Source organism: Actinoallomurus sp. NBC_01490 (assembly GCF_036227085.1).
Classification (GTDB): domain Bacteria; phylum Actinomycetota; class Actinomycetes; order Streptosporangiales; family Streptosporangiaceae; genus Actinoallomurus; species Actinoallomurus oryzae.
This window is the reverse complement of record NZ_CP109433.1, coordinates 6,967,691-6,984,582: the sequence shown is the minus strand read 5'-3', so window position 1 is coordinate 6,984,582 and position 16,892 is coordinate 6,967,691. Positions and strand designations below refer to the sequence as shown.

The window sequence follows — 16,892 nt, the reverse complement described above, 5'->3', positions numbered from 1 at the left end:
GCAGGGATGGAGGCGGCCGGCCGGGGGCGCCCGGCCGGCCGCCGATGACGGCTAGCTCTTCATGGCGAAGGCGTCGAGAGTGAACAGGTCACCGTCGCCGCCCTTGAACACCAGGAACAACTTGTGCGTGCCGCCCGGATCGGTCACCGGCGCGGTCACGGTGGTGAAGGCGCCGGAGGTGTCCGCGACGTCCGCCGAGCCGACGAGGGTTCCGGTCGGCGAGTCGGCGTGAACCTCGATCGTGCCGCCGGGCCCGTTGGAGGCCACCCGGAAGTCGATGGAGCTCACGCCCTGCAGGTCATAGGGGTCGTACTCGGTCCAGTCACCGTCGTTGATCGAGGTGACGGCGTTGCCCTGGGCGCCGCTCACCGCGGTGACCTGGACGCCGGAGTTGGACTGGAAGAACTCTCCCTGCTTGTCCTTGGGCTGCAGGACGATCTGCGTCTTCGACGTGAGGTCCGGCACCCCGGAGGCCGGTGAGGTGTCGGTGTAGCTCGCGCTGAAGATGCCGTAGAAGTTGTCGGCGTCGGTGTGCCCGGCGGTCGTCAGAGTGAACGTTCCGCTGCATCCGGTCGCCTGGGACAGGTTGTGCGCGTGCTGGTCGTGGCCGAGGGAGTACTCGACCTGGACCTTCGAGCAGTCGACGGTGCCGTCCGGGTCGTCGACCTGGACCTTCCACGTCTGCTGCTGGCCGTCGCCGAAGGTCAGCCCGTTCGGGGGTTCGGTGAACGTGACCGTCGGCGCGGTGTTCCCGGCGGTCACCAGGATCGCCGCGGTCCCCGATCGGCCGCTCGGGTCGGTGACCGTGAGTTTCGCGTGGTACTGCCCGTTGTCGGAGTAGGTGTGAGACGGCTTGGCCTCGGTCGAGTCGGTGGTCCCGTTGCCGTCGAAGTCCCACGCGTAGGTCAGCGCGTCGTTCTCCGGGTCGATCGAGCCGGTGCCGTCGAACTGGACCGCCAGCGGGCTGTGCCCGGAGGTCTTGTCCACGGTGATGTTCGCCGTGGGGGACTTGTCACCCGGGGCGTACTCCAGCTTGTACAGAGCCGCGTCGAGTGACCCGCCGAACCAGTTGCTGCCGTAGTCCAGGACGTACAGGGAACCGTCCGGGCCGAAGTCGGCGTCGATCGGCTCCTTCAGCTGCGCCCAGTCCTGGCCGTCGGTGAGCGTCTCGATGGACTGGATCGCGCCCTTGCCGTCCATCGTGATCGGCTTGATCCAGTGCGCGCCGAACTCGTAGGGGAAGAACTTCCCGTCGTAGGAGGCTGGGAACTTCGCCGGGGAGTTCAGCTTCTCGTCGAAGTGGTAGACGGGGCCGCCCATCGGCGCACCCTCGCCGCCCAGCTGCGGGAACTGCGGGTTGCCCGCGTAGTGGTTGGCGATCCAGGCGGGCTGCGCGGGCGGCAGGTCCTGCAGCCCGGTGTTGTTGGGCGAGTCGTTCTTCGGGTGCGCGCAGTCGAACGGCGCCCCGGCGGTGCCGGTCGCGAAGTCGTACTGCCGGTACGGCGTGTTCTCGCCGATGCACAGCGGCCACCCGAAGTTGCCGGGCTTGGCGATCCGGTTGAACTCGACCGTGTTCTCCGGCCCGCGGTTCGGGTCCGCGTTCTGCGCGTCCGGGCCGTAGTCGGCCAGGTACACCACGCCGGTCCTGCGGTCCACGGTGAACCGGAACGGGTTGCGGAAGCCCATCGCGTAGATCTCGGGGCGGGTCTTGGCGGTGCCCTTGGGGAACAGGTTGCCGCGCGGGATCGAGTACGACCCGTCCTTCTTCACGTGGATTCGCAGCAGCTTGCCGCGCAGGTCGTTGGTGTTGGCCGCGGACCGTTCGGCGTCGAAGGCGGGGTTACGGGTGGACCGCCGGTCGATCGGGGCGTACCCGTCGGACTCGAACGGGTTCGAGTCGTCTCCGGCGGTCAGGTAGAGGTTGCCCTTGCCGTCGAAATCGATGTTGCCCGCGACGTGGCAGCACATCCCGCGGTTGGTCGGACCGACCTTGAGGATCTTCTGCTCGCTGCTCAGGTCGATCTTGCCGCCCGTGAACTTGAACCGGGAGAGCTGGTTGTAGCCGTAGTACGGCTGGAAGTCGGCCGCCGTGCCGTCCTCCGGTGCGTCGGTCGTCGGCGTGTCCAGCTTCGGGGCGTAGTACATGTACACCCAGTGGTTCTGGGCGAACTGCGGGTCGACGGCGATGCCCTGCAGGCCGTCCTCGTCGTGGGTGTAGACGTCGAGGTGCGCGACGACGCTCGTCACGCCGTCCTGGCTGTGGTAGACGGTGCCGTCGCGCGAGTCGTGCAGGACGCTGCCGTCCGGCAGGATGGCCATGGCCATCGGCTCACCCATCGCGTCCGGTCCCTTGGCGAGGGTGACCTGCTGGAAGTCGGCCGTGGCGGCCTTCGGCAGCGGGTTGGTCGCGTGTGGCGCCGGTGTGGCGCCGGCGGTGCCGGCGCTCAGCGCGAGCCCGGCGCCGACCGCCAACGCACATGTCGCTCGCAGTAGTCTTGACCGTGGTCGGTCCACGATTGGTCTCCGTTCTGCGAAATCGGGGAGTGGGCTGACCGTTTCCGGTCGGGCGCGCGGTGCGACGCGTGCCCGACCGTTCTTCGTGCGGCTCGGTGCGTCATGCGCCTCCCGGGTCGCACGGGAACCTGGTCACGCCGGCGGACATCTCGATGCCGCCGAGCAGGTGCCGGACGAAGAGCGGGTCCGTGTAGCTCTCCTTGGTGTGGCCCATGCCCGTGTACCAGGCACGCCCGCCGTCGTAGCGGTGGCACCAGCTGATCGGGTGGTCGCCCATGGCGTCGGGGCCGGGATCGTAGGAGTGCTCGTCCAGCGTCATCAGCACGCGTACGCCGGCGTCCCGCGGGTTGGTCTGGTAGTTGTACCACTCGTCGAAACGGGTCCAGTGCCTCGGCAGTCCCCGGTTGGAGGGCGCGCCCTGGCCGACGAGGTCGACCGTCGCGTTCTGCTGCGCGGGGTGGCTGCGGAAGTAGGCCCCGACGAGGTCGCGGTACCAGGGCCAGGTGTAGCCGGAGTCGGCCGCGGCGTGCACGCCGGCGAAGCCGCCGCCGTGCTCGATGTAGCGCTGGAACGCCGCCTTCTCCTCCGGCTGGTCGAGTGGATCACCGGTGGTGGAGACGAAGACGACGGTCCGGTACCGGGCGAGGTTCTGGTCGGTGAACCGGGTGGCGTCCTCGGTCGCGTCCACGGCGAAGCCGTGCTCACGGCCGAGCTTCTGGATCGCCGCGACGCCGTCCGGAATCGAGTCGTGCCGGAATCCGGTGGTCTTGGAGAAGACCAGCACGCGGAACGACGGGGTCTCCGCGTGCGCGGCGTTCCCGGCGAGGACGAGCATCGCGATCAGTGCGCTGAGAAGGGATAGCCGTTTGCCTGACATGACAGTCCTCCATGCGGAGCGTCTTGGTCAATGGCAGGGGTCTGGGGCGGTGGCCGGGCCACCGCCGCGGTGAGCGCGCCTCCTCTCGTGGGTCAGCCGGTCGTCGCGGTGGACGAGGGAGCGTGCGCGGCGTCGCCCGCGCCCTCGACGGCGGTCCAGGCGCCGTGGTGGGCGGCGCTGTGCGTGACGGCGGAAAGGACCCGCTGCACCTGGAGGCCGTCCGCGAACGAGGGTTCGGGATCGGTGCCGGAGGCGATCGCCTCCACGAAGTCCTTCACCTCGTGGGTGAAGGTGTGCTCGTACCCGAGCACGTGGCCCGGCGGCCACCAGGCACCGGCGTACGGGTGGCTCGGCTCGGTCACGAGGATCCGGCGGAAGCCGGCGGTGCCGGGGTCCTCGGTGTGGTCGTAGAACGACAGTTCGTTCATCGACTCCAGGTCGAAGGCCAGGCTGCCGGCCGACCCGTTGATCTCCAGGCGCAGTACGTTCTTGCGTCCCGTCGCGAAGCGGGTGGCCTCGAAGGACGCGAGGGCCCCGCCGGACATCCGGCCGGAGAACAGCGCGGCGTCGTCGACGGTCACCCTCCCGCGCCGGTCGTCGCCGTCCACGGTCGCGTCGAGCCCCGCCGACGTCTCCGCGATGGGCCGCTCCTTGATGAAGGTCTCCAGCAGCGCGCTGACACCGACGAGCCGGTCGCCGGTGACGTACTGGGCGGCGTCGATGATGTGGGCGCCGATGTCGCCGAGCGCGCCCGATCCGGCCTTGTCGGCCTCCAGCCGCCAGACCAGGGGGAAGTCCGGATCGACGATCCAGTCCTGCAGGTACTGGGCGCGGACGTGACGGATCGTGCCGAGGCGCCCGTCGAGGACGAGGCTGCGGGCCAGCGCCAGGGCCGGGACCCTGCGGTAGTTGAAGCCCACCATGGCCCGCACGCCGTTCGCCGCGGCCCGCTCGGCGGCCTCCGCCATCGCGGTCGCCTCGGATAGCGTGTTGGCGAGCGGCTTCTCGCACAGCACGTGCTTGCCGGCGTCGAGCGCCGCGATCGCGATCTCGGCGTGCGTGTCACCGGGAGTGCAGATGTCCACGACGTGCACGTCGTCACGGCGGATCAGCTCACGCCAGTCGGTCTCGGCCGACGCCCATCCGAGCCGCTCCGCGGCCGCGGTGACCTGCTCGTGCGACCGGCCGGCGAGCGCCACCATCGCGGGCGTGCACGGCAGGTCGAAGAACGCCGCGGTGTTCCGCCAGGCCTGGGAGTGCGCACGCCCCATGAAGGCGTAGCCGACCATGCCGACCCCGAGCGTCGGCCTGCTTGCGTGCGTCATGGACATCGCCGTCCTCTTCCGTTGGTCATTGCCGAGCCGATCCCCCCTGTGGTGCCGCCCGCGTCGTACGGGCGGGACGTTCGTCTCACTCGAATGCGAACGGGAGGTACGTGTCGACGTTCTGTTTGGTGACGACCGCGGAGAACAGGGTGATCGAGGAGGGCAGCTCCTGCTCGGCGAGGTCGCTCATGATCTTGCTCTGTCCGAGCAGGCGGGCCACCCGGACCGCGGACGCGGCCATCGTCGGCGGGTAGAGCACCGTGGCCTTGAGCACGCTGTCGTCCTTCTTGATCGCATCCATCGCGCTCTTGGCCCCCGCACCGCCGACCATGAAGAAGTCCGTGCGGCCGGCCTGCCGGATCGCCTGGAGCGCGCCGACGCCCTGGTCGTCGTCGTGGTTCCAGAGCGCGTCGAACTTCGGATGCGCCTGGAGCAACTCCGCCATCCGTGCCTGGCCGGTCTGCACGTTGAACTCCGCCGCCGCCCGGCCGACCTTCTTGATCTGCGGATAGTTCTTCAGCGCGTCGTCGAAGCCCTTGGAGCGCTCCTGCGTCAGCGGGAGCGTGTCGATCCCCGCCAGCTCCACCACGGTGCCCTTGCCGCCGAGTCGCTTGCCGATGTAGTTCCCGGCGTTCAGCCCCATGCGGTAGTTGTCGCCGCCGATCCACGTCCGGTACGCCTGGGCGGTGTCGAAGACGCGGTCGAGGTTGATGACCGGAATGCCGGCGTCCATCGCCTTCCGGGCGGTCGGCGTCATCTGCTTGCCGTCCGCGGGCAGGATGATCAGGACGTCGACCTTCTGGTTGATCAGCGTCTGGATCTGACTCGCCTGCTGGGCGGCGTCATTCGAGCCTTCGGTGATCTTCAGATCGACGTCGGAGTATCTCCCGGCCTCCTTCTTGGCCTGTTCGTTGATGGCGTTCAGCCAGCCGTGGTCGGCCTGCGGGCCGGCGAACCCGACGGTGACCTTCTTTCCGGGCTTGTCGTTGGCGCCGCCTGCCGCCGCTGCGGCCGGCGCCTTGGCCTCCGGCTCGGCGTTGCTGGTGCAGGCGGCCGCGAGCGCGCCCGCCCCGACCAGGCCGCCGCTCAGCAGGAAACCGCGGCGGCGAACGTCTCGCGCTTTGCTCGAAGTCATGTCAGTCCTTTCGGCACCGGGGCATGGGGGGAGGAGACGGTCAGGAGGCACTCGATCCGGCTCGTCGTTCGGCGAGCAGCCGCTGGAACAGCACCGCGATCACGATGATCACGCCCTTGGCGATCTGCTGGGTCGCGGTCGTGAGGTTGTTCAGGGTGAAGATGTCGTTGATCGTGGTGAAGACGAGCACGCCGAGCACCGAGCCGATCAGCGTGCCGCGCCCGCCGCTGAGGAGCGTCCCCCCGATGATCACCGCGGCGATGGCATCGAGCTCGTACAGGTTGCCGTTGGCGGAGGTCCCGCTGCTGGTCATGATGATCAACATGATGCTGGCGATCCCGCAGCACAGGCCGGACACGACGTACAGCAGCAGCGTGTGCAGCCGCACGTTGAGGCCGGCGAGCCGGGAGGCCTCCGGGTTGCCGCCGATCGCGAACGTGCGGCGGCCGAACGTCGTGCGGTTCAGCACGATCCAGCCCAGCACGACGACCACCGCGAAGATGATCACGAGGGGCGGGATCCTGCCGAACAGGAAGTGGTCCTTGTAGCCCAGGTTCACGAGCGCCTGGTTGTCGGAGTTCAGCGTCTGCGTGTGGCCACCGGAGATGTTGATCGCCAGGCCGCGGGCGGAGGCGAGCATCGCGATCGTCACGATGAACGCGACGATCCGGCCGTACGCGATGATCAGGCCGTTGACCAGGCCGCATCCGACGCCCACCGCGAGCGCACAGAAGATCACGCCCCCGGTGCCGTAGGCCTGGGTGGCCTTGGTCGTCGCCCACACGGTCGCGAGCGCCACGAGGGCCCCCACCGACAGGTCGATCCCGCCGCCGATGATGACGAAGGTCATCCCGACGGTGATCACCCCGATGACCGACGCGAGAGTGAGGATGACGACGATGTTGTCGTAGGTCAGGAACTCCGCCGGCCGGGTCAGCGCGCCCACCAGGACCAGCACCACCAGCACGCCGATCAGGCCGACGTTGCGCAGCTCACCGAGGCGGAGCCGGGAGCGCCCGCGGGCCCCCGTCGCGGCGGCGGCCGCCTCCACCCGCCCCTGCTCGTCGGCGGGCGGCGGCGCGGCGGCGGAGTCCGCCGGCGGGCTCGCGGTCGCGCCGGTCTCCTCCGCGCGCACACCTTCCGGACCGGTCATGAGCCCTCCTCCGCCGTGCCTGCGAAAGCACTCTGCGGGTTCTGTGTCTCTTTGGGAGCCCCGTGACCGCGCGCTGTGCCATTGATTCGCTTGCTCATCGGTTGCGCGGCGTGGAGATCCCGGTCTTCGACTGCGGGGAGGAAACGCCGCTTCCTCCTTGGAATGTCGGTGGTGGCGGTTAGCGTGTTCGGATGCGGTTCCGGCTTGCGCCCACGCCCGCCCAAGAGGCGGTGCTGCTCGGGCACTGCGCACATGCCCGCTTTGTGTGGAATCTCGCGTGCGAGCAACACCAGCATTGGCGGCCAGGCCGCGAGAGCGCGCCGAGCTATGGGGAGCAGTCCCGCCAGCTGACCGAGGCCAGAGAAGAGTTCGCATGGTTGGCGGCGGGTTCGCAGACAGTGCAGCAGCAGGCGCTGCGGGACTTCGCACAGGCGATGGCGAATTTCTTTGCTGGGACGCATCGTCGTCCGGCGTGGCGTAAAGCGAGCCGTCACGAGGGATTCCGGATTGTCGGGCGTCGCGGCAGACAGTGGGATGTGCGGCGCTTGTCCCGCAAGGCCGGTGAAGTACGGATTCCAAAGGTGGGCTGGGTGCGGTTCCGCTGGTCCCGCCAATTGCCCGGTGAGATCAAGTCGTTTCGGGTCGCCCTGGATCGGGCTGGCCGTTGGCATGTCGCGTTCGCGGCCATCCCACCGCCGATCGACGGGCCGGGTACGGGTGAGATCGTCGGTGTGGATCGTGGTGTGGTCGTGTCGGCTGCGCTGTCCGTTGGCGAACTGTTGTCGGTGCCCGGCCTGCGCGAGACCGAAGCTAATCGACTGACACGCTTGCAGCGCAGACTGGCTCGGGCGCAGCGTGGGTCGAACCGGCGTAAGCAGGTCAAGGCCGCGATCGGCCGTATCAAGGCGCGTAAGACGGACCGGCGCAAAGACTGGGTCGAGAAGACCTCCACTGGTCTGGCCCGCCGCTTCGATTTGATCCGGGTGGAAGATCTGAAAATTAAGAACATGGTCCGTTCCGCGCGGGGCACCGTCGCCACGCCGGGTGCGAACGTGCGGGCCAAGGCTGGGCTGAACCGGTCCATCCACGCGGCCGGTTGGGGCCGGCTCGTGAGGCGCCTGGAGGAGAAGGCTGCGGGCCGGGTGGAGCGAATCGATCCCGCCTTCACCTCGCAGACTTGTCATGCCTGTGGGCATCGCGACTCGAGAAACCGCGAGAGCCAAGCGGTTTTTCGCTGTCGCGCCTGTGGGCAAGGCGACCACGCGGATGTAAACGCAGCCAAGAACATCGCGGCAGGGCGTGCCGTGACGTTCCTGCCCCGACCAACCGGCCCCGGCCGACCTCCCGAGCGGGGAGCCCTCCAGCCGTTGGGCGGGGCTGTGAACCGCGAACCTCAACCTGTGCTCACCTCCGCCTAGAGAAGAGTGGGGTTGGAATCTCCCGCCTTAAGGCGGGAGAGGACGTCAAAGGTCGCTTCCTTCCATGACGAGGTCGAGGACCTGGTGTTCGTCGAGTTCCGTCGCGTCGCAGTCGCGCAAAGCCTGTCCCTTCCGGATCACCAGTACGCGGTCGGCCAGGCCGAGCACCTCGGGGATCTCGCTGGAGACCAGGAGGATCCCCACGCCCGAGTCGGCGAGCCGCCGGATCAGGGCGTACAGCTCGGCGCGGGCTCCCACGTCGACGCCGCGCGTCGGCTCGTCGAGCAGCAGCAGCCGGCAGTCCTTGAGCAGCCACCGGGCGAGGAGGGCCTTCTGCTGGTTGCCGCCGGACAGCGTCCGGACCGGGCGGCGCGGGTCGCGGGGGCGGATGTCGAGCCCGCCCACCTCGCGTTCGGCGTCCGCGATCTCGCGCCGCCGGTCCAGCCAGCCCAGGCGCGAGTAGCGGCGCAGGGACGCGATGCTGACGTTGCCCGCGACGGTGTCGAGCATCAGCAGCCCCTGCGACTTGCGCTCCTCGGGGGCGAGTCCCATGCCGGCGCGGACCGCGGAGACGACGCTGCCCGTGCGCACGGGCCGGCCGTCGAGGATCACCCGGCCCGCCGAGGGACGGCGCGCGCCGTACACCGTCTCCAGGATCTCCGACCGGCCCGCGCCCACCAGCCCGGCGAGGCCGAGGATCTCCCCGGCGCGCACCGAGAACGACAGGCCGGAGAACACCCCGGGCAGGGCAAGGTCCTCGACGCGCAGCACCTCCGGCGCGTTCTCGCGCGCGCCGGGCTCCGGCCGCGGCGGGAACACGTACTCGTACCGGCGCCCGGTCATGTGCGCCACCAGCGTGTCCGTCGGCGTCGTACGGGCGGGCAGGCCGACCGCCACCGTCCGGCCGTCCTTCAGGACGGTGACGCGGTCGCCGATCTCGCGGATCTCATCCAGCCGGTGCGAGATGTAGATGACCGCGACGCCGGCCGCGGTGAGCTGGCGGATGACGCGGAAGAGGTTCTTGACCTCGTCGTGCGCGAGTGCCGCCGACGGCTCGTCCATGACGATGAGCCGGGCGTCGTAGGACAGGGCGCGCGCCATGCTGACGATCTGGCGGGCCGCCGCGGACAGCCGGCCGACCTCGGCGGACGGGGAGATCTCGCCGTGCCCGAGCCGGGCGAGCAGGGCGCGCGCGGCGCGGTTCATCTCACCGCGGCGGGTGAAGCCGAGCGTCGCCTGCTCGTGGCCGAGGAAGATGTTCATCGCGACCGAGAGGCCGTCGACGAGGTCGAGCTCCTGGTAGATCGTCGCGATGCCGAGCCGCAGGGCCGCGGTGGGCCCGGTGAGCTCGGCCGCTTCGGCGCCGCGCCAGAGGATCTCGCCGGCGTCGGGCCGGTGGGCGCCCGACAGCACCTTCACGAGCGTCGACTTGCCGGCGCCGTTCTGGCCCAGCAGGCAGTGGACCTCGCCCTCGCGGACCTCCAGGTCGACTCCGTCGAGCGCCCGGACGCCGGGGAACTCCTTCACGATGCCGCGCATGACGAGCAGCCGCGGTTCGGGCATCGGCTCTCCTGTACCGGCGGGGGAACCGCCTATGTGGCCGAGAAGATGTGGTCGCTGATGAGCCGGGTCGCCCCGAGAACCCCGGCGGTGTCCCCGAGTTCGGAAAGCACGATCGGAAGGTTGCCCGTCGCCAGGGGCGGCGAGCGGCGGTAGACGACGCCGCGGATCTCCGCGAGCAGGACGTGGCCGAGGCCCGCGACGCCACCGCCGATGACGACCAGGCCGGGGTTGAAGAAGCTGATGAGCCCGGCGAGCACCTGCCCGACGCGCCGGCCGCCCTCGCGGACCATGCGCACGCCGACCGGGTCGCCGGCCGCCACGGCGTCCGCGACGTCGAGCGCGGTCAGCGTGCCCGCCTGTTCCAGGCGCTGCGCGAAGAACGCCGAGCGCCCCGACCGCGCCGCCGCGAGGGCGTCGCGCGCGAGCGCGGCACCGCTGAAGTACGCCTCCAGGCAGCCGGTGTTGCCGCACACGCACGTCGGCCCGTTGTCGTCGACGCGGATGTGCCCGATGTCGCCGGCGCTGCCGGACATCCCGCGGTAGATCCGGCCGTCGACCACGATCCCGCAGCCGACACCCGTGCCGATCTTGACCAGCAGGAAGTCCTCCGCCGACCGGGCCAGGCCGGCGTGCACCTCGCCCAGCGCCATGAGGTTCACGTCGTTGTCGACGAGCACGGGGCAGCCGAGCTTCTGGCTGATCACCTCACGCACCGGGAAGCGGTCCCACCCGGGCATGATCGGGGGCACCACCGGCACGCCCTCGCGGAAGCTCACCGGGCCGGGGACGCCGATCCCGGCGCCGTGGATCTCCTCGACCAGTCCCTGGCCGCGCAGCTTGCCCAGCAGGTCGAGGACGTGGTCCAGGACGACGTCGGGTCCCTCGCGCACGTTGCACGGCATGGAGACGTGGCCGAGGATCTCCAGCGCGCCGTCGGTGACCGCGACGTCGATCGAGGTGGCGCCGATGTCCACGCCGATCAGCCTGAGGCGGCGCGAGAGCCGCACGATGTTCGACCGCCGCCCGCCGCGGGACGCCGCGAGGCCGGCCGGCTCGACGAGGCCGAGCTCGACCAGCCGGTCGAGCTCCACGGCGAGCTTGGAGCGGGAGAGGTGGACGACGTCACCGAGCTCGGCCCGCGACCGCGCCCCCTCGTCGCGCAGCAGCCGCAACAGCCGTGCCTGGTGCACGTTCTCCGGCCGCGCCGTCATCCGCATCACGCCGTCCTCCCAGGGGGTACGGCGCGAAAGTATCCGACTTTGTTGGGACCGGCGAGTGCTATGTCCTGATACGGCCAAACTTTCCCCTCGGAGAAGACAAAGGCTCACAACAGCGAATAACGGGCAACCGGAAGGAGGCGCACGCGTCAGTGCCGCATGCCTCCCGGAGGGGCGCCCGGCATGGTCCCGTCCTTGTCGGTCACCACGAACATCCCGGCCATCCCCATGTCGGCATGGCTCTGCACGTGGCAGTGGTACATCCACATCCCCGTCCCGACGCGGTCGCCGGCGACGACCTGGAAGCCGAACGAGTCGCCGGGCCCGACGGTCCGGGTGTCGATGATCCGGGTCGGGTCGGTGGGGCTCTCCAGCAGGCCGGTGCGGTTGTCGGCCCACCGGTGCCCGTGGACGTGGAACGTGTGGAAGAAGTCCCCGTGGGTGATCACGATGAACTCCACCCGCTCGCCGAGCTTCGCGACGAACTGCGGCGTGTCGTCACCCGAGCGGTTGTTGATCGTCATGTCGTTGAAGACGACGGTGAACTGCTGGTGCGGCCGTACGTCGCCCTTCCGCCGGACGACCAGTGGCCCGTACAGCCCCGCCCGGATGCCGCCCGTGCCGTGGGCGGTGCCCACGGTGTGGTCGTGGTAGTGCCAGTAGCCGGCGCTCCCGTGCTCGTAGACGCCGCTGGTACGGCGGCCGGGGGCGTGAGTGCGCCAGACGTAGGTGCGGCTGCCGCCCGGCTCGACCACGCTGTCGTTCATCTTCGTGCCGTCGCTGGCCGTGTCGTAGTCCACGCCGTGCACATGCAGGCTCGCGGTCACGTCTAGGTTGTTGACCATCGTGATCTCGAGGGTCTCGCCCTCGATCATCTCGATGAGCGGGCCCGGGATCGTGGCCTTGCCGGGTTTGAGGCCATAGCCCATCTGGCCGTTCGGCAGCTTCTCCGCGTACAGCGTCATCCGGCGGATGGGACGCGGCTTGTCGCCGGCCTTGGCCGCCGTCGCGGCGGACGCCTGGCCCGGGACGGCCAGCGGAGTCAGCGCGGCGGCCGTGGCGAAGGCACGGCGGGAAAGCGCGCCTCGCGAAACACCTCTGCCGGCCTCGGTCATGAGCCCTCCTTCGTCGGACGGCGTGACCACAAGGGCGCGTTCTCGATTCCCTCGCTGCGCTCGGTCATGGTTCCCCAATCGGTGGCGGCGCCCCACCGGCGTGAGGCGACCTGCGGCTGTCCGTGCTGCCGACGAGTCGGCCAGAAGGACGTGGAGTCCGGGTGAGTCGGGGCATCGGACCTGCGAAAAACGGCTCATACCACTCAAAACCGGCCTCACCGTAACTGCGCGGCCGGACTTTTTCTAGTCAGATGACAAAGTCCGGCCATTTGCGGCGCTACTTCTTGACGCGAGGGCGAAAGAGCCGGAAGCTCCGCCCAGAGTTCGGATGCATCCGGACAAAGCTCCTCCGCGCCAACCGTGCGTGGTGAACATCGCCGACCGTTCTGGAGTGCCGCATGCCCTCACCAGTACCCGGTCGGCATCCACGTCCACTGCCCGCCCGGCCGAGCCCCCGGGCGGCGGCGGCCGACCATCCATGACTCCGCACGCAGGTGCCGACATCGGCAAGCGCGGTGACCGCCGCGAATGACCCCATGGCTCTTCCGCAAGGTGCCGTTGAAGCTCTCCGACTAAGGAGCAACGATGGGTCGAAGAGACCTTTTCCCCCCGCCCCGCCCACCCGCCTGGCGCCGCGTGCTGACCGTCGTGTCGAGCGTCGCGCTGATGCTGGGACTGGCCGCTCTGCCCGCCGCGCAGGCGCAGGCCAAGGCCGACGACGCGGCGTCGGCCGGCGCGGTCCGCGTACTGGTCTTCCACGGGCCGGCCGACAAGCAGGACGACCCGGTCGCGAATGCGGCCGGAGCGATGGAGAAGCTCGGGAAGAAGAACCACTTCTCCGTCGACGAGTTCGATGACCCACGGGTCTTCAACGCCGCGACGCTGGCGCACTACCGCGCCGTGGTGTTCCTGTCGGCCAACGGCGTGACGCTGACCGCCGACCAGCAGGCGGCGTTCCAGACCTACATCGAGCAGGGCAACGGCTTCGTCGGCGTCCACGACGCCGCCCGCGCGCAGGCCGATTCCTCCTGGTTCACCGGGCTGATCGGCACCCGCCCCGCGGACGGCCTGCCGAACGCCGAGAAGCTCACCGACGTCTCGGCCAGCGACGAGAACCCGCCGAACGAGACCAAGGACAAGCTCTTCGACGGCAAGAACGACACCAAGTGGCTGGCCCACGCGAAGACCGGCTGGGTGCAGGGGAAGACCGAGAAGCCGGTCGCGGTGGCGCACTACGCGTTGACCTCGGCGAACGACTACCCCGGACGTGACCCGAAGGACTGGACGCTGCAGGGCTCGCAGGACGGCAAGAGCTGGACCGACCTGGACAAGCGGAGCGGAGAGAGCTTCGACCAGCGGTTCCAGACCAAGGAGTACACCTTCAAGAACACCACGGAGTACGCCTACTACCGGCTGGACGTCACCGCGAACAGCGGCGAGCCGCTGACCCAGCTGGCGGAGCTGCGGCTGTTCGGCCCCACCACCGGGCCTCCTCCCGAGGACAAGGTCCAGCAGGCGACCGTGGACGTCACCGACCGCCAGCACCCGGCGAACAAGGGGCTGCCGCTCACCTGGAAGCGGTCGGACCAGTGGATGAACTGGAGCCCGAGCCCGCAGGGCAAGGTGCAGACGATCGCACAGGTCGAGGAGCGGACCTACGACGCCGGTCCGAACGGCAACGGAGCGTTCCATCCGATCTCCTGGTGCCGGGACTACGACGGCGGCCGGTCCTTCTACACGGGCATGGGCCGTACGGCGGACAGCTACACGACGGACAAGAAGTTCCAGAAGCACCTGCTCGGCGCGATCGAGTGGACGACCGGAATGGTCCGCGGCGACTGCAAGGCGACCATCGCGTCGAACTACACGACCGAGCGGCTGACCGGGAAGAACAAGACGGGCCAGCTCGACCAGATCGGCGAGCCGCACGGCCTGACGATCGCCCCGGACGGGAAGGTCTTCTACATCGGCAAGGCCGCCTGCCCGAGCGGTCCGATCGTCGACTGGAACGACCCCAAGGTCGGCCTCGGCTGCGGCACGATCCACCAGTGGGATCCGAAGACGAAGCAGGTCAAGCTGCTCACCACTCTCGACGTGATGGGCAACCGCGGCAGCGGCGACGAACTGGTCAAGAACGAAGAGGGCCTCGTCGGCATCACGCTCGACCCGAAGTTCGAGAAGAACGGCTGGATCTACGTCTACTGGATGCCGCACGAGTCGATCGACCGCGACAAGCAGCTCGGCCAGCGGACCGTCTCCCGTTTCACCTACGACGGCACCACCCAGACGATCGACCAGGCGACGCGCAAGGACCTGCTGCACTGGACCGCGCAGATCCACAGCTGCTGCCACGCCGGTGGCGGCATGGCCTTCGACAAGCAGGGCAACCTGTACGTCGGCTCCGGTGACAACAACTCCTCCGGCGGCGCCGGGCCGGGGTACTCCGGCAACAACTGGACCCAGGACTACAAGGGGGTCTCGTTCCAGGACGCCCGCCGCACCGCCGGCAACACCAACGACCTGAACGGCAAGATCATCCGGATCCACCCGGAGGCGGACGGCACGTACACGATCCCCAAGGGCAACCTGTTCAAGCCGGGCACCCCGAAGACCCGCCCGGAGATCTACGTCATGGGCGTCCGCAACATCGCGCGGATCGCCTGGGACAAGCAGAACAACTGGCTCACCGCCGGATGGGTCGGACCGGACGCCGGAGTCCCGGACCCGACCTGGGGCCCGGCCAAGTACGAGACCGCGACCATCATCCAGGACGCGGGCAACCAGGGCTGGCCGTACTGCATGGGCAACCGGCAGCCCTACCGCGACCGCAGCAACACCGACGCCAGTCAGCCCGCGGGCTGGTACGACTGCGCCCACCTGAAGAACCAGTCGCCCCGCAACACCGGCCGGACCGACATCCCGGCGGCGCGCGACAACATGATCTGGTACTCCCCGCAGGGGGGTGGCCCGGTCTATCCCCAGCGCACCGACGGCAGCGGCCTGCCGACGTACAAGCTGGGCGACGAGACCTTCACCGAGCCGTACCTCAAGGGCGGCGGCCAGGCCATCATGGACGGCCCGACCTACCACCGCTCCGAGGTGAACACCAACAGCGGTGTGGCCTGGCCGGCGTACTGGGAGAACAAGTGGTTCATCGGGGATGAGTCCAACGCCCAGAACCGCGTCGCGGTCACCGTCGACCCGAAGACCGTCGCCAAGCACGGCGCGCCGGCCTTCGCCGAGGACCTGCGCAGCATCATCCAGCCCGGTGGCGGTGACAACCAGCTCCAGTCCTGGATGGACGCCAAGTTCGGCCCGGACGGCGCGCTCTACATGCTCGACTACGCGAACGGCTTCTTCAGCCTCGACCCGAACCAGAAGCTGATCCGCATCACCTACCACGGTGGGGCGGCGACGCCGAACCCGAGCGAGGCCACGACGCGTGCGGTCCAGCAGAGCACGCCGAACACGGTCGCGTTCTCCAGCCGGAAGGCCGGCGGTGTGTCGTGGACCTGGGACTTCGGTGACGGCAGCAAGCCGTCACACGCGGCCGACCCCACGCACACGTACCTCAGCTTCGGCACCTATCACGCCACGCTGAAGGTCAAGTACGCGGACGGCGAGGTGACCACCGGAAAGATCAACGTGAAGGTCGGCTGCTCCGCGCCCGACGCGCGGAAGACGGTCCGGCTGCTGGACACCGACACGGGCGTGGCCAACCGCGCCGTCGGGGGCGGCTGCACGATCAACGACATGATCGACGACGAGCGGACCTGGCCGAACCACGCCCAGTTCGTCAGCTACCTGAACAACCTGGTGAACCAGTTCCAGCGGGACGGAGTCCTCACCCTCGCCGAGGCGCAGACGCTGAAGAAGGCGGGTGCGCAGTCGCCGATCGGCAAGACGAACGGGTACGAGCCCATCTTCGACGGGACGGCGCAGTCCCTCGGCGGCTGGTCCCAATCTCCGTCCGGCCGGTTCAACCTGCAAAGCGACGGTACGATCCGCAGCTCCGGCGGCATGGGTCTGCTGTGGTACTCCAAGAAGGCCTACGCCGACTTCTCCGTGCGACTGCAGTTCCGTGACGTCGCACCCGACGGGTACCGCGCCAACACCGGGGTGTTCGTACGGTTCCCCGACCTCCGGACCCCGCTCGAACAGCGGCCGCCCGGAAGCTGCGGGACCGTCGGCTCGGCCCGTACGTCCACCACGTGGGTCGCGGTCTACTGCGGCCAGGAGATCCAGATCTACGACGGGGACACCGGAGAGCCGCAGAAGACCGGCTCGGTCTACAACTTCAAGGCCAACGACCTGAGCCAGGCGCGGGTGACTCCGAAGGGCAAGTGGAACGACTACGAGGTCCGCGTGGTCGGCCAGCACTACACGATCATTCGCAACGGTGTGGTGATCAACGAGTTCGACAACACCCCGGGCAAGCAGTCGACGCGCGACGGTGACCCGCCCACGGACCTGCGCCAGTTCATCAGCGGGTTCGTCGGGCTGCAGAACCACAGCGACAACGACCTGGCCGAGTTCCGCAACATCCGGGTGCGGCAGCTCTAGTGGCCGGCCGGT

10 protein-coding genes are annotated in these 16,892 nt (G+C 69.2%); 2 read left to right on the top strand and 8 right to left on the bottom strand.

All coding sequences use genetic code 11. From position 1 onward, the window contains the following. Nucleotides 1-51: 51 nt before the first annotated feature. The 5 genes from OG417_RS32550 to OG417_RS32530 all read right to left on the bottom strand — a co-directional run bounded on the left by OG417_RS32550 (nt 52) and on the right by OG417_RS32530 (nt 7,004). On the bottom strand, nt 52-2,472 hold the full coding sequence (locus OG417_RS32550) for a PQQ-dependent sugar dehydrogenase (RefSeq protein WP_329236654.1): 2,421 nt from the start codon (nt 2,470-2,472) through the stop codon (nt 52-54). 142 nt (nt 2,473-2,614) lie between these two features. Then, the gene (locus OG417_RS32545; RefSeq protein ID WP_329236652.1) at nt 2,615-3,391 is read right to left on the bottom strand and encodes a ThuA domain-containing protein; all 777 of its coding nucleotides are present in this window, start codon (nt 3,389-3,391) and stop codon (nt 2,615-2,617) included. Between the two features lie 92 nt (nt 3,392-3,483). Next, the gene (locus OG417_RS32540) at nt 3,484-4,716 is read right to left on the bottom strand and encodes a Gfo/Idh/MocA family protein (RefSeq protein WP_329236650.1); all 1,233 of its coding nucleotides are present in this window, start codon (nt 4,714-4,716) and stop codon (nt 3,484-3,486) included. Between the two features lie 85 nt (nt 4,717-4,801). Beyond that, nucleotides 4,802-5,851, bottom strand: coding sequence for a substrate-binding domain-containing protein (locus OG417_RS32535; RefSeq protein WP_329236649.1), 1,050 nt, complete (start codon nt 5,849-5,851; stop codon nt 4,802-4,804). A gap of 40 nt (nt 5,852-5,891) precedes the next feature. Next, a complete protein-coding gene (locus OG417_RS32530; protein WP_329236647.1) occupies nt 5,892-7,004 on the bottom strand; it encodes an ABC transporter permease in 1,113 nt (370 codons plus the stop codon). Between the two features lie 191 nt (nt 7,005-7,195). Here OG417_RS32530 and OG417_RS32525 point away from each other — a divergent pair, with 191 nt between their 5' ends. Continuing rightward, nucleotides 7,196-8,422: an RNA-guided endonuclease InsQ/TnpB family protein gene (locus tag OG417_RS32525; protein ID WP_329236645.1), complete on the top strand. Its 1,227-nt coding sequence runs from the start codon at nt 7,196-7,198 to the stop codon at nt 8,420-8,422. A 45-nt stretch (nt 8,423-8,467) separates the two neighbouring features. Here OG417_RS32525 and OG417_RS32520 read toward each other — a convergent pair whose 3' ends face one another. The 3 genes from OG417_RS32520 to OG417_RS32510 form a co-directional block, all read right to left on the bottom strand. Further along, nucleotides 8,468-9,985 (bottom strand): sugar ABC transporter ATP-binding protein, encoded by a 1,518-nt coding sequence (locus OG417_RS32520; protein WP_329236642.1) that lies wholly within the window; start codon nt 9,983-9,985, stop codon nt 8,468-8,470. A 29-nt stretch (nt 9,986-10,014) separates the two neighbouring features. After that, the gene (locus OG417_RS32515) at nt 10,015-11,202 is read right to left on the bottom strand and encodes an ROK family transcriptional regulator (protein WP_329236640.1); all 1,188 of its coding nucleotides are present in this window, start codon (nt 11,200-11,202) and stop codon (nt 10,015-10,017) included. Nucleotides 11,203-11,351: 149 nt separating this feature from the next. Beyond that, the gene (locus OG417_RS32510; RefSeq protein WP_329236639.1) at nt 11,352-12,317 is read right to left on the bottom strand and encodes a multicopper oxidase domain-containing protein; all 966 of its coding nucleotides are present in this window, start codon (nt 12,315-12,317) and stop codon (nt 11,352-11,354) included. A 585-nt stretch (nt 12,318-12,902) separates the two neighbouring features. Between OG417_RS32510 and OG417_RS32505 the strand changes: the two genes are divergently transcribed. Then, complete coding sequence (locus tag OG417_RS32505) at nt 12,903-16,880, top strand: ThuA domain-containing protein (protein ID WP_329236637.1); 3,978 nt, start codon at nt 12,903-12,905, stop codon at nt 16,878-16,880. The last annotated feature ends 12 nt before the right edge of the window (nt 16,881-16,892 follow it).

Bases quoted from the DNA above. Each gene is read 5' to 3' on its own strand.
- OG417_RS32535 (WP_329236649.1), bottom strand. From the start codon at position 5,851: ATGACTTCGAGCAAAGCGCGAGACGTTCGCCGCCGCGGTTTCCTGCTG.
- OG417_RS32505 (WP_329236637.1), top strand. From the start codon at position 12,903: ATGGGTCGAAGAGACCTTTTCCCCCCGCCCCGCCCACCCGCCTGGCGC.
- OG417_RS32520 (WP_329236642.1), bottom strand. From the start codon at position 9,985: ATGCCCGAACCGCGGCTGCTCGTCATGCGCGGCATCGTGAAGGAGTTC.
- OG417_RS32515 (WP_329236640.1), bottom strand. From the start codon at position 11,202: ATGCGGATGACGGCGCGGCCGGAGAACGTGCACCAGGCACGGCTGTTG.
- OG417_RS32530 (WP_329236647.1), bottom strand. From the start codon at position 7,004: ATGACCGGTCCGGAAGGTGTGCGCGCGGAGGAGACCGGCGCGACCGCG.
- OG417_RS32525 (WP_329236645.1), top strand. From the start codon at position 7,196: ATGCGGTTCCGGCTTGCGCCCACGCCCGCCCAAGAGGCGGTGCTGCTC.
- OG417_RS32545 (WP_329236652.1), bottom strand. From the start codon at position 3,391: ATGTCAGGCAAACGGCTATCCCTTCTCAGCGCACTGATCGCGATGCTC.
- OG417_RS32510 (WP_329236639.1), bottom strand. From the start codon at position 12,317: ATGACCGAGGCCGGCAGAGGTGTTTCGCGAGGCGCGCTTTCCCGCCGT.
- OG417_RS32540 (WP_329236650.1), bottom strand. From the start codon at position 4,716: ATGACGCACGCAAGCAGGCCGACGCTCGGGGTCGGCATGGTCGGCTAC.